Source organism: Pantoea phytostimulans (assembly GCF_046118715.1).
GTDB lineage: Bacteria > Pseudomonadota > Gammaproteobacteria > Enterobacterales > Enterobacteriaceae > Pantoea > Pantoea phytostimulans.
Genome location: NZ_CP173698.1, coordinates 3,863,981 through 3,886,236, shown reverse-complemented (window position 1 = coordinate 3,886,236; position 22,256 = coordinate 3,863,981). Strand labels below are relative to the sequence as shown.

At 54.2% G+C, this 22,256-nt stretch carries 21 protein-coding genes; 17 read left to right on the top strand and 4 right to left on the bottom strand.

Annotated features, from left to right (window positions below):
* The first annotated feature begins 146 nt into the window (after nt 1-146).
* The 3 genes from ACF2G4_RS17975 (at nt 147) to speD (ending at nt 2,308) form a co-directional block, all read left to right on the top strand.
* Nucleotides 147-494 carry a YacC family pilotin-like protein gene (locus tag ACF2G4_RS17975; RefSeq protein ID WP_215847595.1) on the top strand — a complete coding sequence of 116 codons (348 nt, stop codon included), beginning with the start codon at nt 147-149 and terminating at the stop codon, nt 492-494.
* A gap of 120 nt (nt 495-614) precedes the next feature.
* The gene (speE, locus tag ACF2G4_RS17970) at nt 615-1,484 is read left to right on the top strand and encodes a polyamine aminopropyltransferase (protein WP_215848336.1); all 870 of its coding nucleotides are present in this window, start codon (nt 615-617) and stop codon (nt 1,482-1,484) included.
* 8 nt (nt 1,485-1,492) lie between these two features.
* Nucleotides 1,493-2,308, top strand: a complete 816-nt coding sequence (speD, locus tag ACF2G4_RS17965) for an adenosylmethionine decarboxylase (RefSeq protein WP_215847596.1) — start codon at nt 1,493-1,495, stop codon at nt 2,306-2,308.
* 120 nt (nt 2,309-2,428) lie between these two features.
* Here the strand turns inward: speD and ACF2G4_RS17960 are convergent, their stop codons facing one another.
* Genes ACF2G4_RS17960 through dtnK form a run of 3 tightly spaced genes read right to left on the bottom strand, consistent with a single transcriptional unit; the run spans nt 2,429 to nt 5,423 of the window.
* On the bottom strand, nt 2,429-3,190 hold the full coding sequence (locus ACF2G4_RS17960; protein WP_215847597.1) for a DeoR/GlpR family DNA-binding transcription regulator: 762 nt from the start codon (nt 3,188-3,190) through the stop codon (nt 2,429-2,431).
* 6 nt (nt 3,191-3,196) lie between these two features.
* Nucleotides 3,197-4,177, bottom strand: a complete 981-nt coding sequence (locus ACF2G4_RS17955; protein ID WP_243078568.1) for a D-threonate 4-phosphate dehydrogenase — start codon at nt 4,175-4,177, stop codon at nt 3,197-3,199.
* Nucleotides 4,170-5,423 carry a D-threonate kinase gene (gene dtnK / locus ACF2G4_RS17950; RefSeq protein ID WP_409075247.1) on the bottom strand — a complete coding sequence of 418 codons (1,254 nt, stop codon included), beginning with the start codon at nt 5,421-5,423 and terminating at the stop codon, nt 4,170-4,172. The genes ACF2G4_RS17955 and dtnK overlap by 8 nt, the downstream gene beginning before the upstream one ends.
* Before the next feature lie 189 nt (nt 5,424-5,612).
* Here dtnK and ACF2G4_RS17945 point away from each other — a divergent pair, with 189 nt between their 5' ends.
* From ACF2G4_RS17945 to ACF2G4_RS17915, 7 genes are all read left to right on the top strand, one after another.
* A complete protein-coding gene (locus ACF2G4_RS17945) occupies nt 5,613-6,761 on the top strand; it encodes an iron-containing alcohol dehydrogenase (RefSeq protein ID WP_409075246.1) in 1,149 nt (382 codons plus the stop codon).
* An 11-nt stretch (nt 6,762-6,772) separates the two neighbouring features.
* Nucleotides 6,773-7,657: a dihydrodipicolinate synthase family protein gene (locus ACF2G4_RS17940; protein WP_243078571.1), complete on the top strand. Its 885-nt coding sequence runs from the start codon at nt 6,773-6,775 to the stop codon at nt 7,655-7,657.
* Between the two features lie 56 nt (nt 7,658-7,713).
* Nucleotides 7,714-8,667, top strand: a complete 954-nt coding sequence (locus ACF2G4_RS17935; protein ID WP_409075245.1) for a phosphoglycerate dehydrogenase — start codon at nt 7,714-7,716, stop codon at nt 8,665-8,667.
* Nucleotides 8,668-8,709: 42 nt separating this feature from the next.
* Nucleotides 8,710-10,020, top strand: a complete 1,311-nt coding sequence (locus ACF2G4_RS17930) for an MFS transporter (protein WP_332625605.1) — start codon at nt 8,710-8,712, stop codon at nt 10,018-10,020.
* Between the two features lie 83 nt (nt 10,021-10,103).
* Nucleotides 10,104-11,441: an MFS transporter gene (locus tag ACF2G4_RS17925; protein ID WP_409075988.1), complete on the top strand. Its 1,338-nt coding sequence runs from the start codon at nt 10,104-10,106 to the stop codon at nt 11,439-11,441.
* On the top strand, nt 11,438-12,481 hold the full coding sequence (locus tag ACF2G4_RS17920; protein ID WP_409075244.1) for a cyclase family protein: 1,044 nt from the start codon (nt 11,438-11,440) through the stop codon (nt 12,479-12,481). The genes ACF2G4_RS17925 and ACF2G4_RS17920 overlap by 4 nt, the downstream gene beginning before the upstream one ends.
* Before the next feature lie 81 nt (nt 12,482-12,562).
* Nucleotides 12,563-13,909, top strand: a complete 1,347-nt coding sequence (locus ACF2G4_RS17915) for an Nramp family divalent metal transporter (protein ID WP_215847604.1) — start codon at nt 12,563-12,565, stop codon at nt 13,907-13,909.
* Nucleotides 13,910-13,940: 31 nt separating this feature from the next.
* On the opposite strand, the gene yacL is transcribed toward ACF2G4_RS17915, so the two are convergent.
* A complete protein-coding gene (gene yacL / locus ACF2G4_RS17910; protein WP_215847605.1) occupies nt 13,941-14,315 on the bottom strand; it encodes a protein YacL in 375 nt (124 codons plus the stop codon).
* A gap of 217 nt (nt 14,316-14,532) precedes the next feature.
* Here yacL and ACF2G4_RS17905 point away from each other — a divergent pair, with 217 nt between their 5' ends.
* From ACF2G4_RS17905 to ACF2G4_RS17875, 7 genes are all read left to right on the top strand, one after another.
* On the top strand, nt 14,533-15,447 hold the full coding sequence (locus ACF2G4_RS17905; protein WP_243078576.1) for a LysR family transcriptional regulator: 915 nt from the start codon (nt 14,533-14,535) through the stop codon (nt 15,445-15,447).
* Between the two features lie 134 nt (nt 15,448-15,581).
* A complete protein-coding gene (locus tag ACF2G4_RS17900) occupies nt 15,582-17,009 on the top strand; it encodes a M20 family metallopeptidase (RefSeq protein ID WP_243078577.1) in 1,428 nt (475 codons plus the stop codon).
* Nucleotides 17,010-17,025: 16 nt separating this feature from the next.
* A complete protein-coding gene (locus ACF2G4_RS17895) occupies nt 17,026-18,618 on the top strand; it encodes an ABC transporter substrate-binding protein (protein ID WP_409075243.1) in 1,593 nt (530 codons plus the stop codon).
* A gap of 12 nt (nt 18,619-18,630) precedes the next feature.
* Nucleotides 18,631-19,704 carry an ABC transporter permease gene (locus ACF2G4_RS17890; RefSeq protein ID WP_332625618.1) on the top strand — a complete coding sequence of 358 codons (1,074 nt, stop codon included), beginning with the start codon at nt 18,631-18,633 and terminating at the stop codon, nt 19,702-19,704.
* Nucleotides 19,701-20,636, top strand: a complete 936-nt coding sequence (locus tag ACF2G4_RS17885; RefSeq protein ID WP_215847607.1) for an ABC transporter permease — start codon at nt 19,701-19,703, stop codon at nt 20,634-20,636. Before ACF2G4_RS17890 ends, ACF2G4_RS17885 begins: the two co-directional genes overlap by 4 nt.
* Entirely contained in the window at nt 20,629-21,495 is an 867-nt protein-coding gene (locus ACF2G4_RS17880; RefSeq protein WP_409075242.1) for an ABC transporter ATP-binding protein, read from the top strand. Before ACF2G4_RS17885 ends, ACF2G4_RS17880 begins: the two co-directional genes overlap by 8 nt.
* Nucleotides 21,492-22,256, top strand: a complete 765-nt coding sequence (locus ACF2G4_RS17875; RefSeq protein WP_409075241.1) for an ABC transporter ATP-binding protein — start codon at nt 21,492-21,494, stop codon at nt 22,254-22,256. Before ACF2G4_RS17880 ends, ACF2G4_RS17875 begins: the two co-directional genes overlap by 4 nt.

Sequence of the window (22,256 nt, the reverse complement as noted above, 5' to 3'; positions counted from 1 at the left end):
CTAAACCCTGACCTAATGGGAAGGTCAAGCATTCCCACCAGAATCGCCCGAAAAAATGCGGTCCTCTGCGGTAGCGGGCAAATTAATCGAAAACCTGTTAACAACTGTGCTAACGTCAATAAGATTATCCCTTGAAGAGAATGACTATGAAGAAGAGCATCAAGATCCTGCTGTTGTCAGGACTCCTTGGCTTCTCCTCCACCAGCTTTGCCTTGAGCGAATCCGAAGCCGAAGATCTGGCCGATCTCACGGCGGTGTTCGTTTATTTGAAAAACGACTGCGGCTATCAAGATTTACCCGATGCGCAGATTCGTAAAGCATTGGTATTTTTTGCGCAACAAAATCGCTGGGATTTAAGCAATTACAGCAACTACAACATGAAGGCGCTTGGCGAAGATAGCTATCGTGATTTAAGCGGTATTGCGATCGCCAATGACAAAAAGTGTAAGTCCCTGGCGCGTGATTCTTTAAGCCTGCTTGCCTACGTTAAATAACCCGCAGAACCCGCTCTCCTGCTGAACATTTGACCGTGCAACCACGGTCAGAGTTAGCTATGATGTGCCGCCCATTTTCATGGCGATGTCATTAGAGGAGAGCCTACCATGCCCCAAAAAATGGCCCAAAAAGAAACGTGGTATGAAACGCTTCATGCTGGATTTGGACAGTATTTTACCGTCGATAAACAACTCTATCGGGAAAAGACAGCGCATCAGGATTTAATCATCTTCGAAAATGCGGAGATGGGCCGCGTGATGGCGTTGGATGGTGTGGTACAAACCACTGAACGTGATGAGTTTATCTATCATGAAATGATGACGCACGTGCCAATTCTGGCGCACGGTGCAGCCAAAAGCGTACTGATTATTGGCGGTGGCGATGGCGCGATGTTACGTGAAGTCTCACGCCATCCGCAGATTGAAAAAATCACCATGGTGGAAATTGATGCGGGCGTCGTCACTTTTTGCCGTCAATATTTGCCCAATCACAGCGCCGGTGCCTATGACGATCCGCGCTTCACGCTGGTGATTGATGATGGCGTCAACTTCGTTAATCAAACCCATGAAAAATTTGATGTCATTATCTCTGACTGTACCGATCCTATCGGCCCAGGCGAGAGTTTGTTCACCTCAGAATTCTATGCTGGCTGCAAGAATGCCCTTAATGAAAATGGCATCTTCGTGGCGCAAAATGGCGTGTGTTTCTTGCAACAGGACGAAGCCATCAACAGCCATCGCAAACTCAGCCACTACTTTGCCGATGTCAGTTTCTACCAAGCCGCGATTCCGACCTATTACGGCGGCATCATGACGTTTGCCTGGGCGAGCGACAATCCGGCGCTGCGCCAGCTCGACGCTGCAACTTTGCAGACGCGTTTCGAGACCGCTGGCCTGAACTGCCGTTACTACAACGCGGCAATCCATACCGGCAGCTTTGCCCTGCCGCAATATCTGTTGAATGCTTTGTCACAGACCGAGCATTTATAAGGGGGTGAATGAAATTGCAAAAGCTAAAACTACATGGCTTCAACAACCTGACTAAAAGCCTGAGTTTTTGTATTTACGATATTTGCTATGCAAATACGGAAGCTGAGCGCGATGGCTATATCGCCTACATTGACGAGCAATATAACGCGACCCGTTTGACTGAAATTTTGACGGAAACCTGTTCGATCATTGGTGCCAACGTGCTGAATATTGCACGCCAGGATTATGAGCCGCAGGGCGCGAGCGTGACCATTCTGGTGAGCGAAGAGCCGATCGATCCGAAAGATATCGATAACTCGGAGCATCCTGGCCCGCTGCCGAATTCGGTGGTTGCTCACCTCGACAAGAGCCATATCTGCGTACACACCTATCCCGAAAGCCACCCCGAAGGCGGGCTTTGTACCTTCCGCGCAGACATTGAAGTCTCCACCTGTGGCGTGATTTCACCGCTGAAAGCGCTGAATTATTTGATTCACCAGCTCGAATCGGACATCGTTACGGTTGATTATCGCGTGCGCGGATTCACCCGTGACGTGAATGGGTTGAAGCATTTCATCGATCACGAGATCAACTCGATTCAGAACTTCATGTCAGATGACATGAAGGCGATGTATGACATGGTGGACGTGAACGTCTATCAGGAAAACATCTTTCATACCAAGATGATGCTGAAAGATTTCGAACTGAAACATTACCTGTTTAATACCAAGCCGGAAGATCTCAGCCCACAAGAACACAAGCGCATTACTGATTTGCTGTGGAAAGAGATGCGTGAGATTTACTACGGCCGCAACATACCTTCAATGGGTTTGAAGACGCTGTAGTGGCTGCCTCCGCGGGCTAAGTTAGGTGCTCGCTAAAGCTGGAGTTGGTTCTCGCAGTCCCCCACCTCGCTTCTCCCCCATTCATGGGGGAAGGTTGGGAGGGGGACAAACGACCCCGATCTATTTCGTCAACTGTAAGCCAATGCCGCGTTCACGTAACTCCCGCCTCACGTCCTCTTCCAGCCGGTTGTCGGTCACCACATCGGTTAAATTTTCCAGCGGCGAAGCGCAAAACAGCGACCAGGAACCGTATTTACTGCTATCAGCCAGCAAGACACGTCGTGCGGCATTCGCTAACAGATCGTGCTTCAGTCCCGCTTTCTCTTCGGTCGGCGTGGTAATGCCGCGCTCCAGACTCCATGAGTTGCAGCTGACAAACGCGATATCGGGGTTAATGCTGCGCAACAGACGGCGTCCATGTTCACCAATACACGACTGGCTGGAATCATCAATGCGCCCACCAATAATGGTCACTTCGATCTGTTTGAATTCGGAAAGAAACAGCGCGATATGTAAATCTGCGGTGATGACGCGCAGCGGCAGGTGCGTGAGCTGCCTCGCCAGTTCCAGCATGGTAGTGCCGGCATCCAGCACCACTGCATCACCCGACCGCACAAAGCTGGCTGCTTGTTCAGCAATTGCCTGTTTTTCGGCTAAATTACGCTGCATTTTCTCCAGCGTGGTGGGCTGGCTGGGAATAAACCGGTTTAAGGTCACACCGCCGTGGCTACGGCTGATTACGCCCTCTTTATCCAGCTTGATCAAATCACGCCGAATGGTGGCCGGTGAGGCGGAAATCGCACTCACCAACTGCTCTACAGTCACCAGATTATGGCTTTTCAGATAATCCATAATCTGGTCAAGACGACTTTGTCCCTTCATATTTCCCTATGCAAGCTGCATCGCGAGTTTGATCGAGATCGCCATGCTCTCAGACTTCGCTTTACCTGTCCAGGCGATATCAAACGCGGTGCCGTGGTCTGCCGAAGTGCGGATAAAAGGCAGTCCTGCGGTAATGTTCACGCCATCATAAAAGCCCAGCAGCTTCAGCGGGATATGTCCCTGATCGTGGTACATCGCCACCACAATATCGTACTGCCCTTCCTGACATTGCAGGAACACCGTGTCTGGCGGACAAGGCCCATAAACGTCAATGCCCTGCGCTTTCATCGCCTTGATTGAGGGTGCAACCGTGGTGATCTCTTCATCGCCAAATAACCCATTTTCACCCGCGTGGGGATTAACACCCGCGACGGCAATACGCGGCTTCTCAAAACCGACGCGGCGCAAGAAGGTATCCGCCATGCCAATCACCGTTTCAATGCGCTCACGATTCAGCGTATCGAGGAACTTACGCAGCGCAATATGCGTGGTGACATGAATCACCTTCAGCTTATCGGTATACAGCACCATGGCGTAATTTTTAGTGTTGGTAAGGTGCGCCAGCAGTTCGGTATGTCCCGGATAGATATGGCCTGCCGAATGCAGCGCTTCCTTGTTCAGCGGCGCGGTGGCAATCGCCTGCACTTCTCCGGCCAGCGCCAGTTCCGTCGCGCGCTTTACGCAGCGCCAGGCCAGATCGCCCGCTTCTTTTTGTACCACGCCAGGTTTTAACGCTTCCGGGTTCGCCAACGGTTCATCAAGGATGTTGATGATACCTGGTGCAAAATGCGCATCCTTTACGCTGTCGAGCACCCGCAATTCAGCTTGCGGGGTGATATTCATCGCCATGATGCGGCGCAGAGTACTGGCACAACCCACCACCACTGCTGGCGCGCCGTTCAGATCGCCTTCAGACAGCGCTTTGATGATAATTTCCGGGCTAATGCCCGCAGGATCGCCCATCGTCACCGCAATAATTTTATTCACTCGACTTCTCCTCAATAAAACGTATGGCTTCTACCAGGGTGTTTTCGTCGCCAAAGCCACCCGCTTTGGTCATCACCGGCAAGATAAATTCACTGTTAAGCAGAACCCCATGCGGCACGCAGCCCGCCACCAGACCCTGAATTTGAAACCCGCTGGCACCCAGCGCCTGGGCAACGGCAATGGCCACGTCGCCGCCGGAAAGATAAAGCGCATTTGGCAATTGCTGACGGCACACGGTGCGCGTCATCTCGCCGAGAAACGCACAAATCGCCTCGCCCAGTTGTTGACGAGTCATGTTGTGTTGCTGGCAAAGTTGATCAATTTCTTGTCGCTGATTGGCTCGCTGGCAGGTTCGAATCACCGTGTGCTGACCTGCACGCAGCGTCGCCACGCTTTGCGTGATCCATTCCGACGCGGAAGGCCACGCCGGTTGCAAGAACAGCTCACTAATATTGATGTCGATCAGAGCAATGTTGCGCTGCCTCGCCAGCTTGCTGATTTGCTGCTGGGCGCTGGCGCTCATCGATCCCACCACCGCTAACACCGGCTTTGCTGCACGGGTAGAAAGGTGCGCGCCCAGCGCATCGCTTAATCCCGCCGCGCCGACTAATAAAGGCGTTTCAGCTAAACGCGCCGCAGCGCGTACCAGACGGGCGATATCCGCGTCCTGTTCTGCATCCACCACCACCACACCGCGCAGGTTATTCAGTACGGTCTCCAGACGATCGCTTCGTAATGTGGCGAGATCGATCTGTGTGCCCGGCAACTGCAATTGTTGCAACACATTGGCACTTGAGATTGGCGTTTTAGGATCGCTGGCAAATTCGGTATCGGTGAGCAGCACATCATCTAAATAAACCGCGCCGTTTCGCGTGGTGCGTCCAAGACGCGGCACCGCCGGCACCACCAGCGCCAGCTGTTTGCCGCTGGCTTTGAGTGCGGCATTCACTTCTGCGCCGACATTGCCACGCAAGGTCGAGTCAATTTTTTTAACCAGCCAGCCAGCGTGTAGGGCGTGCTGCTTTACCACCTGCGTAATGCGCTCCACCGCCAGATCAGCGCTGATTGCCCGACTGTCAGTGCTGATCACGCAAACATCTACTGCCTCGCTGTTATGCGGCATCTCGCTGTTGAACAGCACATGTACACGCGCTCCCGCCTGGGCCAGCCCGCTGCCCGCATCGTTCGCGCCGGTAAAATCATCGGCGATCACCAATACCGGGGTTTTCCATGACGATTGGGTCATTGTTTCTCCTGTTTCGGCTGCTTGCCGCTGATGATGATTATATTCAATCATGATTGATTATATGTGAGCAAGATCAAATTAATCGAAATCAATATGCCCTATAAATTGAGGCACAGTAAGTGACAGAACTCGCACTGATATGAGCAAACACAATCATTCAGTTCAGATACACAGTGAAAAGGGTATGAAATGAATATCAACAGCACGGTTATCAGCGGCTATCAGGCGCTGAATGACATTCGCTATCTGCTTAACGGTAAGGCGAAAGCATTACTGGTTACCGACAAGAATATCGAAAGCATTCCTGCGGTTCAGGCGCTGATCGCACAACTGAAACAGCAGATTGCTCACGTCAGCATCGTGAACAACGTACCGCCAGAGCCAAGCCAGCATGATGTCGCGGCTATCCTCAGCGCATTGCCCTCACGTGACGTTGATTTAGTGATTGGTGTCGGCGGTGGCAGCGTACTGGATGTCGCTAAGCTGCTTTCCGTGTTGTGCGTAAAGAATGCGCCGTCGCTGGAGGCGTTGTTAGCGGGCGAGAAACCGCAGCATCGCACCACGTCGCTGTTAATTCCTACCACCGCAGGAACCGGCTCTGAAGCCACACCCAACGCGATTTTAGCCATCCCAGAAAAAGAGACCAAAGTCGGCATTATTTCGCCGGTAATGCTGCCCGATTTCGTGGCGTTGGTGCCTGAACTCACCACCAGCATGCCTGCACATATCGCCTCTTCAACCGGCATTGATGCGCTGTGTCATCTGATCGAATGTTTCACTGCCACCGTGTCGAACCCGGTGAGTGATAACTATGCGCTGATTGGCATGAAGAAGCTGTTCGCCAATCTTGAAACCACCATTAACCAACCGGGCAATCTACAGGCGCGACTGGAAATGTTGTGGGCTTCCTATTATGGCGGCGCCGCCATTGCCCACGCCGGTACGCATCTGGTGCACGCCATGTCCTATCCGCTGGGCGGCAAATATCACCTACCGCACGGCGTTGCCAATGCCATTTTACTGGCACCTTGCATGCGTTTCGTTCGTCCTGCCGCAGTGAGCAAATTTGCTCAGGCATACGATCTGCTGCCAGAAGCAGATAGCTTGCTAAGTGAAGAAGCCAAATCTCTGGCGTTAGTGGATTACTTCACTGCGCTGGTGAAGCGCCTGAAACTGCCAGCCAGTCTGGAAGAGCTGGGTATCAGCCCGGATCACCTGCCCTATTTAGTGGAAGCGGCATTAGATGTGCAACGTCTGATGAAAAACGTGCCAACGGCGGTCAGCGCCAACGATGTGCGTGACGTGTATTTGACGCTGTTTCCTTCACACCAGGCATAACGAGGATTCTCATGAGCCAGAAAATAGTCGGCGTATTAACCGCCATCATCACCGCCTTTGATCGTGATGGCGCTTTCAATCCCACCACCCAGCGCGAGCAGGTAAAACGCCAACTCAATGCAGGTAACGGTATCTTCTGCGGCGGTACCAACGGTGAATTCTTCGTGCTGAACGAGCAGGAAAAAATAGCGGTTACCGAAACCTGCGTGGATGAAGTCAACGGCAGCGCGCCAGTGGTGGCGCACATCGGTGAAATATCGACCCGTGAAACCATTCGCCTTGGCAAGCAGATAGCCAAACTGGGCGTGGACGCCGTATCCGTGATCACGCCTTATTTCGTGCCGTTGAAGCAGGAAGAGTTGATTTATCACTACCAAACCGTGGCCGACGCGCTCGACGTCCCGCTATTCCTCTACAACATTCCGGCGCGTACCGGTAATACCTTGCAGCCCGAAACCGTGCGCAAGCTGGCCTCACATCCCAACATTATCGGTATCAAAGATTCTGCGGGCAGCTATGAAAGCCTGAGTGGTTTCCTGAAAGCCGCTGAAGGCATTGATAACTTCGACGTGCTGAACGGTCCAGATTCATTGATTCATCAAGGATTTGTCGATGGCTGCTCAGCCTGCATTTCTGGCCTCGCCAACGTCGCGCCGCAAGAGATCAACGCTATTTGGGCACACTTCAACGCTGGCGATGTCGCCGCCTCACGTCTGGCACAAGAGAATGTGACGGGCCTGCGTACGGATTTATACAGCGTCGGCTTCTCGCCAGCGGCGGTGAAAAAAGCCGTCACGCTGCTGGGCTATGACGTCGGTGAAAGCCGCTATGCCGTGCATTTCAGCGCCGAAGAAGAGCAGAAGATCCGTCAAATCGTGAATCAATATTTGCAGTAATGGCCGTCAGGGTGGCCTTTGCTGCCCTTGCCTGAAACCTGACACCGGGAAAAATTATGAAAGTGATTTGCACCTCGCCCTCCTTTGCTAAATATGATGCGGCGCCCATCGACACCCTGAAACAGCATGGCTTTGAGCTGATTACGCTGCCCGCCGATGCGCCATTGTCGACGCTGGAGCCGCATCTGGCTGAAACCGTCGCGATGATCGTGGCCTTTACTGACGTCAACGATGAGCTGCTGGCGAAAGCGCCCCAGTTAAAAGTGGTGTGTAAACATGGCGTTGGCGTCGATAACATCGATCTGGATGCAACGCGCGCGCGCGGAATTTATGTCACCAATGTCCCTGACGCCAACAAGCACGCGGTGGCTGACTTCGCTTTCGCACTGATGCTTAACAGTGCGCGTCAGATCACACAGGCCGCAGAGGAAACCCGCGCCGGCAACTGGCCACGCATTTTCGCCACCGACGTCTACGGTAAAACGTTGGGCATTATCGGGCTGGGCAATATTGGTAAGCAGGTCGCGCTGCGTGCCAAAGGCTTCAACATGCGCGTTATCGCGTTTGATTTTTATCCCGATGAGAAATTTGCCGCCGAGCACGGCATCGAGTTCGTCAGCATGGATCGTCTGACTGAAGAAGGCGATTTCATCACGCTGCATACGCCACTGACCGATGAAACCCGTAACCTGTTCAATGCCACGCGTATCAAACGGATGAAGAAATCTGCCTTCCTGATCAACGTCTCGCGCGGTGGCGTGATCAACGAAAACGATCTGTTCCAGGCGCTACAGGACAACGTGATTGCTGGCGCTGCCGCTGACGTATTCGACCACGAACCCTTAGCTGAACATCCGCTGTTTACGCTGCCGAATTTTATTCCTACCTCGCACATCGCCGGTTATACCGACGGCGCAATCAGCGCTATTGGCGAACGTTGTGTGCAGCAGATTATTCAGTGCCTTAAACAGGGCGAACGCCCAGTAAACGTGATGAACGGGTTGGCGTAAGACCGACCGCTTCTCTTACCGAACAGTTTGGTGATTATAACGATGAACAACACCTCGCGTATCCGTTGGTGGATCGCTGGCCTGATGTGGCTGGCGATCGCCATTAACTACATTGATCGAACTGTACTCTCTGCTGCTGCGCCGCACCTGATCACTGAGCTGGACATCAATCCAGAAATGATGGGTTTTATCATGGCCGCGTTCTTCTGGTCTTATGCGCTACTGCAAATTCCGGCAGGCTGGTTTGCTGACCGCTACGGCCAGAAAAAAGGGCTGGGCATCGCCGTGGCGTGGTGGTCAATCGCGACCATGGCGATGGGTTTAGCCACCGGTTTTAAATCATTGCTGGCCATGCGTCTGGCGCTGGGCATCGGTGAAGCGGCTGCTTATCCGAGCAATGCGGGTATCACCGCACGCTGGTTCCCCGACCGCGAACGTGCCACCGTTTCTGGCCTGTTCGACAGTGCGTCGAAATTTGGCGGCGCGGTGGCCATGCCGCTGATCGTCTGGATGATCGCCATGGTTGACTGGCGTATCACCTTCCTGGTAATCGGCGCAATTGGCGTGTTTTGGGTCATCGCCTGGTACTTTATCTATGCAGAGAACCCGGAAGATCATAAGAAGATCAGCCAGAGCGAAATCAGTTTGATCCGCGATGGCCAGACACAAAAACATGGCGATAAAAGCGTTCGTCCCATGAAGTGGTACAAACTGCTGCGCTACCGCAACATCTGGGCAATGTGTATTGGCTTCTTCACTATTAACTATACCTCCTACTTCTTCATTACCTGGCTGCCGACTTATCTGGTGCAAGACAAGGGTATGGATTTCCTCAAAATGGGCATGGTGGCTGCGCTGCCGCTGATTTGCGGCATGGTGATTGAAGTGATTGCCGGTTGGATGTCAGATCGCATCGTCCACAAGAAAATCTTGTCGCTGACCGCCACGCGCAAACTGTTCCTCACCGTGGGTCTGTTGATGGCGCTGTGCATTGGTTTCGCGCCGTTCACCGATTCCGTCTTTATGACCGTGCTGCTGCTGTGTATCGCTAAATCGGGCACCACCGTGGCGGCTTCGCAGGTCTGGGCATTGCCTGGCGACGTTGCACCGCAGAACAGCGTGTCGATTGTCGCCGGTCTGCAAAATACGGTCTCCAATATGGGCGGCGCGGTGGGTCCGATCATTACCGGTGCGATTGTCGGCGCTACCGGCCACTTTACCTGGGCGCTGGTGTTCTCCGCCGTGCTGGTGGTGATTGGTATTCTTAACTACCTGTTCCTGCTGGGCAAAGTCGAGCCAATCGTTGACGAAGAACAGGTTCACGAACATCAGGCGGTGAGCCACAGTCTGTGATCACCTTCTGACTTAACGCCGCATGCGTCCTGCATGCGGCATTCCCTCTCTGTAACCACAACAAAAAACAATTGGAGGCGATGATGTCGCTGAATTCCAATGGATCACCTGCAGTCGTTTCGGCAAGTAAAAGTAAAGGGAAGTTTCGTTACGTGATTCTGACGGTGCTGTCAGTGGGTATCGCCATTAACTACATCGATCGTGCGGCGATGAGTGTCGCCATGCCATTTATGAGCGAGGAGCTGCACATCTCGCCCACCGACAGCGGTTTGCTGCTGTCCGCCTTCTTCTGGAGCTATGTGCTGTTCCAGCTGCCCGGCGGTTGGCTGGTTGATCGGCTTGGCCCGCGCATCACCTTCGCGTTAAGTAGCCTCGGCTGGGGATTAGCCACCGCGGCCTGCGGTTTAGCCAGCAGCATAGCCGCGTTGGTTGGCTTTCGGTTTGTACTGGGCGCGGTAGAAGCACCGAGTTATCCCGCCAGTTCGTCAACGGTGACGCGCTGGTTCCCGCGTCAGGAACGCAGCTTTGCCGCCGCGACCTTTAATAACGGCAGCAAAATCGGCGGCACGCTGGCGATTCCAATTATCTCGCTGCTGATTGCATGGGTTGGCTGGCGCGCCACTTTTGTGATTTCTGGCGTGGTCGCGGTGGGTTGGGCACTGGGTTGGTATCTGTGGTATCGCGAACCGCGCGATCACCCTTCCGCCACCGCCGAAGAAGTGGCCTTCATTGAAGCGAATCAGGATGCAGAAACCGGCGCTCCGATGAGCATTCGCCAGCTACTGACCCAGCGCACGGTGCAGGCAATGATGGCGGGCTTCTTCTGCATCAACTTCGTCTCTTATTTCTTCTTCACCTGGTTCCCTACCTATCTGGTGGAAACCTTCCATCTTTCGTTGATGAAGTTCGGCTTGCTCGGCATGTTGCCCGGCGTGGCGGCGATTATCGGCGGCTGGTGCGGTGGCTTGCTTTCCGACAGCCTGGTGCGTCGCGGTTACTCACTGAGCGTCGCGCGAAAAATTCCGTTGGTGGGTGGCATGCTCGGCAGCGCGACCATTGGCTTAGCCGCCTTTTCGCCGACGGTGGGCCTGGCGCTGGCGGCATTGTGTTTTGCCAACTTCTCGGCAACCTTTGCTTCCGCCGCGCTGTGGGCGCTGCCGTCTGACGTTGCGCCAAACCGCGCCAACGTCGCCACCATCGGCGGTATTCAAAATATGGCTGCCAACCTGGCGGGCATCATCTCGCCGATCATGATTGGCGTGATTATGCAGTACACCCATTCATTCGTTATCCCATTAGAAATCGCAGGCGTGGTGGGCATTATTGGCGCGCTGATTTACGGTTTCTGGCTGCCGCGCGTAACGCCGATGACGCTGAACAACGCCCAGTCACTGGATGCATCTGCAAGGAGTGAAGTATGAACACCCGCTGGAATAAACGGCCTGCGCTGTCAACCTGGGGCGATTTTGGTCCCGACGATCAGTTGGGTCGTCTGAATTTGCTGACCGCCGCCAAGGTACTTGAAGGGATTGCCGAAGTGCGTGAAGGCCAAACGTTTTGCCTGAGCCTGCCGCTGGATCTGCCTGGCGGCACGGCGATGAATCCACGTCGCCCACCGCCGCAGCTTAACGCCACGCGGCGTGGTGAAAACGCCAATATGACCTATCCACTGTCGCGGGATGATGCACGCCTGAGCGATGTCATCTGTGACGACAGCGTGACGCTGGCGCTGCAGTACTCAACGCAATGGGACAGTCTGGCGCACATGGGGCAATGGTTCGATGTGAACGATAACGGCGATGCCGAAATGGTGTTCTACAACGGCTATAAAGCGGGGGTGGATATTGTCGGAGAAACCGATTATCGCGGCGGCTGTGGTTGTGATAGCGGTACGCATCTCGGTGCAAAAGCATTGGGTATTGAGAATATGGCGCAGCACGGTATTCAGGGTCGTGCGGTTATGATCGATATCAAACGCCATTTCGGCATTAGGCGTTTCGCCTTTGGTTATCAGCATCTGATGCAGATCATTGAGGCCGATAATATCGACATTCGGCCCGGCGATCTTGTGTGCTTCCGTACCGGCATGGATGAAGCGATTATTGAAATGAACGGTGAACCTGATATGGCTTATCTCAACAGCCATTTTGCCGGGCTGGATGGTAGCGATCCGGCGCTGCGTCAATGGGTACATGACAGTGGCGTGGTTGCGCTGCTGGCTGACAATCCTGCGGTGGAAATTCTGCCCGCTAAACCTCTTAACAATGATTTTTATCCGTCACATCCGCTGCACGATCTCTGCCTGTTTCGGCTTGGGGTTTATCTCGGTGAACTGTGGCTGATGAGTCCGCTGGCTGACTGGCTGGCCCTACAGCAACGAACCGCGTTTCTGCTCACTGCACCTCCGCTGCGCCTGCCTGGTGCGGTGGGTTCACCCGCCACGCCGGTGGCAACGGTGTAAATTTACTCCCCCTAAACCCTACGGTGACGCGCAAAAAGAGCAAAAATGCCATTGCAGTCACCCTCATTGTGAGGCTTCACCATGAGTACATCGCAACAAGAAATCAGCATCCCGGTCGCCGATCACCACTTGCCGACCACCTTTCGTGGGTATCTGCGCAGTTTTGGTCCTGGCTTAGTGCTGGCGATGACCTTTCTCGGCACCGGTGATCTGGTGGCTTCCACCGTCGCGGGCGCTAATTATGGTTATGACCTGCTCTGGACGCTGATCATTGCCCTGCTCGCGCGTGGTTTTATGATCTCCTACATCGCCAAATACACCTTGATGAACCGCTTTGGTGATAACGACATTATTCAAGGCTACAAACGCGTCTGGCGCGGCTTTCCGCTGTTTTTTGGCATCCTGATCGCCATTGTGGCGTTCGTGGTGCAGATGAGTTTTTTACGTGCCGGCGCGGTGGGTCTTTATCAGCTTTTTAATCATTTCGGCGGCGAAACCTGGGGCGTGTTTCTCTGGAGCGTGGTGATTGTGAGCATGACGCTGCTGATGATGCTGACACGCAATCAATATCGTCACCTCGAAACGCTGGCGCGAATTGCGTCGGTGATTATGATTGGCTCGTTTTTGTATGCGATGATCAAGGTCGGTCATTTTGATGTTAGCGGCTTTCTGCGCGGCCTGACTTTCGGCCTGCCGGAAAACGCCGGGCCTTTTTTTGCCGTGTTCATTGCTGTCTCGACCATTGGCGCTATTGGCGGCTCCACCAGCAACCTGCTCTATCCCGGTTTCATGCGTGACAAAGGTTGGGTTGGGCCGAAATACCGCAAGCTACAACAGCTTGACTTGCTGTTTGGCATGTTACCGATGCTGGTGATTAACGTGCTGTTCTGGAGTGTGGCCGCCGAAGTGGTGCACGGTTCGGGCAGCACCATCGCCGATGAAAATGATCTTTCTGCTATGATGTCCAGCGTCGTCGGCCCAGCCGGGCCTTACTTGCTGTGGACCTGTATTTTTCTCGCCAGCTTTACCAGTTTTCCTTCGCAGTCTCGCGGCTTCTGTTCATTGATTTTCAGCTGTGTGCATCACACGGGAAACCTGAATCAACGTTACGCAACACCAGATGATAATCCGTGGTTTAAGCGGGTGCAGATTGCGGTCTATATCATTCTGCCGATTCTTGTCACCTTTCCCGGTGCGCCAGATTTAGTGATGCTGAATATCCTCGGCACCAGCGTCGCGACCTCTTTGGTCTTGCCGCCGCTGCTGGTTGGGCTGTTTATCATGACCAGCCGCAAGCGTTTCATGATGGAAGGTCAGGCAAATCGCCTGTGGGAACAGGCGTTGTTGGGGGTGATTTCACTGATTGGAATCTGGTCGACGTTTGAAATTGTACGCAATTTCTTTCGTCAAATAACGCATATTCTTTAAGCCGGAACGCAGGTTGAGCGGCGAATGCGGCTCAACCTTTATGGCCATATTGCTGAAGGAATTGGCGATAAGCGGCGATCACCAACAAAAAATCCTCTACACCACAGAATGACAGGCTCTCTTCATCGTAATAGTTCATGCCTTCTTCCATGCCGTCATCTTCCAGTGCCAGCAGATTAGCGCGGATCATCACCTCTTCTTCATCCAGCAAAATGGTGTATTCGCTGCCGACGCGCTGCCATTGTCGCACGCTGCCTTTTACCTCTTCGATGGCCGCTTCCACTTCATCCAGCAATCCGAGATCATTTTTCACTTCTTCATTAAACCAATGGCCAACTGCTTCATGATCCATCGACATGCGCACTTTAATCTGGCCCGTTACATCTCGTAAAAACTCATATTCCATTGCGTTATCCTCTTGCTCTCGCGGCTCACCTTGCACTCCCTGAGTGCATTTTGTGCGCAGCCTGCCCTCTACATTGTGACAGATGGCGCATTATTGCAGGCCACAGCGCCCTTTGCAGCGTTTTTCCCTTGATGAAAGTCTGGCGCGTTTCTTGCGTGTAACAAAGTGTGTAATCCCGCAGACGTTGCTTTCCCATTCATCCAAAGAGGTCCCTGCTATGGAATTGAAATGGTTTGAAGATTTTCTCAGCGTTGCCCGCAGTAACAGTTTTACCCGCGCTGCCGATGAGCGTCACATTACTCAATCCGCCCTGAGTCGTCGGATACGGCAATTAGAAGAGTGGCTAGGCGTGCCGCTGTTTAATCGCAAAACCTATCCGGTGACCTTAACCCCAGAGGGGCAAATCTTTCTTGCTACCGCCAGGGAAACGGTATTCTCCATGACGCATCTGCGTAACGATTTACATCAACGCTTTCGTTCACGTACTGCGGTGCTGCGTTTTGCCATGCTGAATACCCTTTCGCTGACCTTTTTTCCTGACTGGATTCAGCGGCTCAATTTGAAACAACAGCTGGGCTACATTCGTATGTGCAATTCGAAACCGAGTTTTATTGAGCATATCGCCACGCTTCACAGCGGTGAAACCGATTTTCTCCTGACTTATGCCCATGATGCCGTGTCGCTGATCCATCAGCTCGCGCCTTATCCGATGGTGCAACTGGGACGTGAGCGCGCCATTGCTGTTTGTCGTCCCGACAGCAGCGGCAAGCCGCTCTATCCGGTTGATCCGCATGGCGGACCGATTCCGTGGATCAGCTACGGACAACACTCCTTTTTTGCCCATGCGCTGGCACAAATGCTGAGTGAACGTCCTTTGCCATTGGAAGCGGTATACGAAAACGGTATGTCGGTGAATTTGAAAGCGATGGTGCTGGCAGGTGGCGGTGTCGCCTGGCTGCCGCTCAGCCTGATTCATCAGGAACTGGCCAGCGGCATGCTGGTACGCGCAGACGACAGCCGCTGGGATATGTCGCTGGCGATCCGCCTCTATCGACAACCGGTGTTACAGAACCCGCAGGCGGAATTGCTGTGGGATCGGGTACAGCAACTTCAACCCGCTACTGCGGCGTGAATGAAAACTATGCAATTTTGGAATGGGTTGTGTGAATTGCTCATTGGCCTTTTGCCAACCTGTTCGCCCATGCTGACGACACAGAGACGTGAAAGCGTCTGCCGCTGTGCGGATCAACCAATCTGGGGATTGCAATGGAAAACAAAGCGTTAGTCTGGAAGTGGGTTGAAGAACACCAAGCAACTTTTTGTGCACTCAGCGATCGGGTCTGGGGTATGCCAGAGATTTGTTATACCGAATACCGCTCGGTCGCTGAGCATACCGCGATGCTAAAACAGCAAGGATTCCGTGTGACCGAAAACGTTGCGGATATTCCCACTGCCGTGATGGGTGAAGCGGGCGATGGCGGGCCGATCATCGCTTTCTTGGGTGAATATGATGCGTTGCCCGGATTGAGTCAGGCGGCAGGCGTAGCGTCCTATTCACCCTTGCCAGGCAACGGCAACGGCCATGGCTGCGGTCACAACTTATTGGGTTCAGCCGCCATGCTGGCCGCTACTGCGATGAAAGCCTGGTTGGAAGAAACCGGCCTCCCTGGCCGCGTACGCTACTACGGATGTCCCGCGGAAGAAGGCGGTGCAGCTAAATCCTTTATGGCGCGCGCTGGCGCATTTGACGGCGTTGATGTAGCGATTACCTGGCACCCTAGCGCTCATCATGAAGTGGCAAAACCGCTGTCACTGGCGAATACCCGCATGGACTTTTTCTTCACTGGCCGTTCTTCTCACGCCGCCGCCTCGCCGCATTTGGGCCGCAGCGCGTTAGATGGTGTCGAACTGATGAACGTTGGCGTGCAGTATCTGCGTGAACACGTGCCACAGGATTCGCGTATTCACTACGCCATGCTCGATTCTGGTGGTATCGCACCCAATGTGGTGCAGGCGAAAGCTGCGGTGCGCTATGCCATTCGCTCACGCGATGTTCACGCCATGTTTGATCTTAACGAACGCGTCAAACGCGTGGCGCAAGGTGCGGCGATGATGACTGACACTAAAGTGGAGATCAGCATCATGAGCGCGGTGTCCAACCTGTTGGGCAACCGTCCATTGGAAGAAGCGATGCAGCGCAACCTTGAGGCGCTTGGGCCGGTGGCTTTCGACCAAGCCGATCTCGCTTTCGCGGCTGACATTCAAGCGACCTTGTCGCCCGAAGAGATCGACAGCTGCTACCGCAAAACCGGCGTGAAACCGGCTAATCCTAAGCCGCTCAGCGATTACATCATTCCTCTCGATACACAGGGTGAAGTGATGATTGGCTCGACCGACGTTGGTGACGTCAGTTGGGTGATTCCGACCGTGCAGGCGCATGTGCCGACCATGGCCATTGGCACGCCGGGCCATTCATGGCAACTGACTGCGCAAGGCAAAATGCCCGCCGCACACAAAGGCCTGACGCATGTAGCCAAAGTCATGGCGGCGACCGCAGTTGATGTGCTGACAGACAAAGTGCTGTTGGCTCAGGTGAAAAAAGCCCATTTCGAACAGATCAGTGAAAAGCCTTATCACTGCCCGATTCCACCCGACGTTAAGCCACCGATTCAGCCACGCCCGGATAACCTGTAATCCTCTGGAGAGAATAATGAAAGCAACACAGATTACCGCCGCGTTAGCGTTGGCTGGGGCCTGCTGCGCGCCGCTTCAGGCTGCTACCCCGCCCGATTCACTGGTGATGGCGTGGAACATTGACGCCATTAGCACCTGGGATCCGGCCCAAATTGGCGAAGTGGTGACCAGTGAAATCTACGCGAATACCTGCGACACGTTAGTGGATTTTAAGCTGAGCGATGAGAAAGAGCTGGTGCCAAACCTGGCGAAAACTTGGGATGTTTCAGCCGATCGCAAAACGATCACCTTTCACTTGCAGGACAATCTGAAATTCGCCGATGGATCGTCCGCCACCGCAGGCGATCTGGCCTGGTCAATGCAGCGCGTGGTGAAACTCGGATACGGCAACGCCGCAGCGATTAAAGAGTACGGTTTCACCAAAGAAAACGTTGATAGCCTGATTACCGCGCCTGACGACAACACGCTGGTGATGGCCTTCGATAAAGCCTATCCCACCAATCTTCTCCTTCAGGCGATTGCCGCCAACAACGTCTCTTCGCTGCTCAATCGCAAATGGGTCGAACAGCAAGCGGTGGACGGCGATCTCGGGCATAAATATCTCTCTACGCATACCGCCTGTGTTGGGCCGTATCAGATGATGCGCTGGAATGCGGGCGAAGGCGTGGTGCTTCAGGCTTCACCCCATTATTGGGGCAAAGCGCCGGCACTAAAACGCGTGTTGATTCGTCACGTTGCAGAAACCGGCACGCAGCGGCTGTTATTAACCAAAGGCGATGTGGATATTGCTCGCGATCTCTCCGCTGACGATCTTAAAACGCTGGATGAAGGCGGTCAGGTCAAAGTGGAAAAAGCCCTTAAACCGCAGCTTTTTTTCTGGACCTTCAACAATGAAGATCCCATTTTCAAGAATGAAAAAGTGCGTCTGGCGATGCGTTATCTGATCGATTACGACGGCCTGGCGAAAAGCGTCATGCCCTACCTTGGCGTCCCTCACGCCAGCTTCGTGCAGCTTGGCGCCTTTGGTGCGCTGGATGAACAGGCGGGCCAACCGTTTAAACTCGATCTCGACAAAGCCAAACAACTGCTAACCGAAGCCGGTTATCCCAATGGTTTCAGCGCGTCGGTGATCTTCGGCACTCTGCCGCACTCCGCGCCAATTGCGCAAAGTGTGCAGCAGAATGCCGCGAGGATCGGCGTCAAGTTAACCCTTGAACGCATGGCGAACGCCCAACTGTTTAGCCGGGCGCGGGGCCGCGAATTCCAGAGCGCGATGATGGCATGGCAAACATCTGTGCCCGATGCCTACGGCAACGCCTCGCGCTTAGTGTTCAATCCTGACAACCGCAAAGAAGCCCGCGCGACGCAATATCCTAGCTGGCGTGCTGCCTACTACGACCCGACGATGAACCAAAAGGTCAATGCCGCCTTGCTGGAACCGGATGACATCAAGCGCAGCGCGATGTATGCCGATCTGCAACGTGAGCAGATGGAGAAAGGCCCGATGGCGATCATGTTCCAGATGTACAACAGCGCCGGGATCAGTCCGGTGGTGAAGAACTGGACCTGGAACGGTTTCCGCGTCTGGTACGGTGACGCAAGCAAGTAACGGAGGTAACAGATGTCTCAGGTGATCACACCCACATCGATCAATACCTCGCCCTCTCCCTTATGGCGCCTTTGCAGGCGCCTGTTTCGGGGGCTAATTTCAATCGCTTTTACCCTGCTGGGACTGGCCGCATTAACCTTTTTTATTGGCCGACTGCTGCCGATCGATCCGGTCGTCGCAGTGATTGGTGATAACGCCAGTCAGGAAGCCTACGACAAGATGTTTCATCAGTTGGGGCTGGATCAACCGCTGTGGCAGCAATTTATCGATTACGTCTGGCAGCTGCTGCATTTCAACTTTGGTACCGCGTTGACCACCAGCCATCCCGTGGCTGAAGACATTGCCCGCGTGTTTCCGGCCACGTTGGAGCTGGCTACCGTGGCGGCGATCCTGGGTGTTGGACTCGGCATTCCGGCGGGGGTTTATGCCGCAATGTACCGTAATTCGTGGTTCGATCATCTCATCCGTTTCGTTGGCTTATTAAGCTATTCCACACCTCATTTCTGGCTCGGTTTAATGGGATTACTGCTGTTTTATGCCACTTTGGGCTGGATCGGCGGGCCCGGACGCATCGATTTTCTCTATGAGTTTGACCTGCAACCGGTGACCGGATTCTGGCTGATCGACAGCGCATTAAGCGGCAACTGGGCGGTATTCAAAAATGTGTTCGGCCACATCATTTTGCCCGCCTCGATTCTTGGCCTGAGCGCGCTGGCCTACATCAGCCGTATGACGCGCAGCTTTATGATTGAGCAGCTGTCGCAGGAGTACATCATCACCGCACGCGTCAAGGGATTGTCGTGGTCGCGCTGTGTCTGGATCCACGCCTTCCGCAATATCGCCGTGCCGACGCTCACTGTGGTGGCGCTATCCTGGGCCTGGCTGCTGGAGGGCGCAGTGCTGACCGAAACGGTGTTTGCCTGGCCCGGTTTTGGCCGCTACCTGACGAATGCACTGCTGGCGGGAGACATGAACGCGGTGGTCGGCTGCACGCTGCTGATTGGTGCGATCTTTGTTGGCCTGAATATTCTCTGCGATCTGCTGTATCGCATCTTCGATCCGCGAACCCGTCAGGAGGATCAATGACCGATTCTGCCCATAAAACCCTGCGAGTCCGTCCTCAGAGCGGCCTGCGTGCCTGGCTGAGCGATCCGGCTCCACACTCTCCGTTGCAGGCGCAGGTTCAGCTCGGCTGGATCCAGTGGCGCCGTTTTTGCGCCAACCACTCCGCGCTGTTTGGTTTGCTGGTATTGCTGGTGATTATCGCGGCAGCGCTGTTTGCGCCGTGGCTGGCCACGCAGGATATCTTCGCGCAGAACCTGGCGTTTCGCCTGCAAGCGCCCAATGCCCAACACTGGTTGGGCACCGATGAGCTGGGACGCGATATCTTTAGCCGCCTGCTCTACGGTGCACGCATTACCTTGTATATCGCTGCACTCACCGCTCTGATCATCACGCCGCTCGGCCTGCTGATTGGCACCGCCGCAGGTTATCTGGGCGGCTGGGTCGATACGGTGTTGATGCGATTAGTTGATATCTTTCTCGCCTTTCCCAGCCTGATTCTGGCGCTGGCGTTTGTCGCTGCACTCGGCCCCGGCATCGAAAACGCCATCATCGCCATTTCTCTCTCCGCGTGGCCGCCGATTGCTCGCCTGGCACGCGCTGAGACGCTGGCAATCCGCAAGATGGATTACATTGCGGCGGTGCGGCTACAAGGTGCGTCTTCGTGGCACATCATCGTACGTCACATCATTCCAATGTGCCTGCCTTCGGTGGTGGTGCGCGTCACGCTCAATATGGCGGCGATCATTCTCACTGCCGCCGGGCTGGGCTTTCTCGGTTTGGGCGCACAAGCCCCCAGCCCGGAATGGGGCGCGATGCTGGCTTCAGGTCGTGAGTTCATGCTGAACAATGGTTGGATCGCCGCCATTCCCGGTTTAGCCATCCTTTTCACCAGTCTGGCTTTCAATTTGTTGGGTGATGGCCTGCGCGACGTAATGGATATTCGCCATGAGTAATCAACTGCTGAAGGTAGAGAATCTCAATATCGTTTTCAAAGGCGCGCATGAAGATCATCACGCGGTACGCGACGTCAGTTTTCAAGTCGGGCGTGAAAAAGTCGCGATCGTCGGCGAATCCGGTTCCGGCAAATCACAAACCTGCCGCGCACTGCTGAAACTCACCCCGAAAATCGCTCAGGTAAGCGCGACGAAAATGCAGTTTGGTGACATTGATTTGCTCAACAGCAGCGAGCGAAAAATGCGCACGGTTCGTGGCAATCGCATTTCGATGATTTTGCAGGATCCGCGTTTTTCTCTGAACCCGCTGATGCGCATTGGCGATCAGGTGGCGGAAGCCTGGCGCATTCACAGCCGCGTGAGCCGAAAGGAAGCGCAGACACGGACGCGTGAAATGCTGGCTTCAGTGCATATCCGTGAAGTGGAGAAAGTCGCACAGCTTTACCCGCATGAAATTTCGGGCGGCATGGGACAGCGCGTGATGATTGCTATGATGCTGATCCCCGAACCCGATTTGATTATTGCCGATGAACCGACCTCGGCGCTGGACGTTACCGTGCGTCAGCAGGTGCTGCATATTTTGGATGAGCAGCTGTCACGACGTCAGACCGGTTTGTTGTTCATTACCCACGATCTCAATCTGGTTTCACGTTTCTGCGATCGCGTGCTGGTGATGTACGCCGGACGCATTGTTGAAGAAATTCGCGCTGATCGGCTGGAACACGCCCAGCATCCTTACACGCAGGCATTGCTGGCCAGCCAGCCGCGACTGCATCATCCCGTTGAATTGCTTCGCGTGCCCAGGCGTGATCCTGCCTGGTTACATGGCCCCCGTTTCCGTGATGGAGTTGCCCTATGACCCCGATTCCAGGCACTGAACGCAGTATCGAAACGGTTAATCTCAGCATCGCATTCGGTAAAGGCGCGCAATATCGTCAGGTAGTCGATGACGTCAGCATCACGCTGGCGCATGGCGATTGTTATGGTTTGATCGGCGAATCGGGTTGTGGGAAATCCACCATTTTGCGTGCCCTCGCCGGCCTTAATCACGATTACCAAGGTCATATCCTGTTCAATAACCGTGAGCAGCAGCCGCTGCGCGATAAGGCATTTTATCGTCAGGTTCAGATGGTATTTCAGGATCCTTATGCCTCGCTGCATCCGCGCAAAATGGTGTGGAACAGCCTGCGAGAACCCTTGAAGCTGCATCGGATGGATCGTCATGAAGCCCGCATCAGCGATGTGTTGAATGCAGTGGGCCTGTCAGATGCGTTTCGTTATCGCTATCCCCATCAGCTTTCGGGTGGGCAACGTCAGCGCGTGGCGATTGCGCGTGCGCTGATTCTTGAGCCTTCGGTGTTATTGCTGGATGAGCCGACCTCGGCGCTGGATGTCTCGGTGCAGGCTGAAATTTTGAACCTGCTCAGCGTGATGCGAAAACAGCGGCAATTAACCTATCTGATGGTGACGCACGATTTGGCGGTAGTGACGCATTTGTGTCAACGCGTCGGCATTATGCATCACGGCAAGCTGCTGGAAGAGTTGAGCGCCGATACGTTACGGCGCGGTGCCGCTAATGAATCTTACACGCGCCAGTTTCTGGCTGCCAGCGAGGCATAA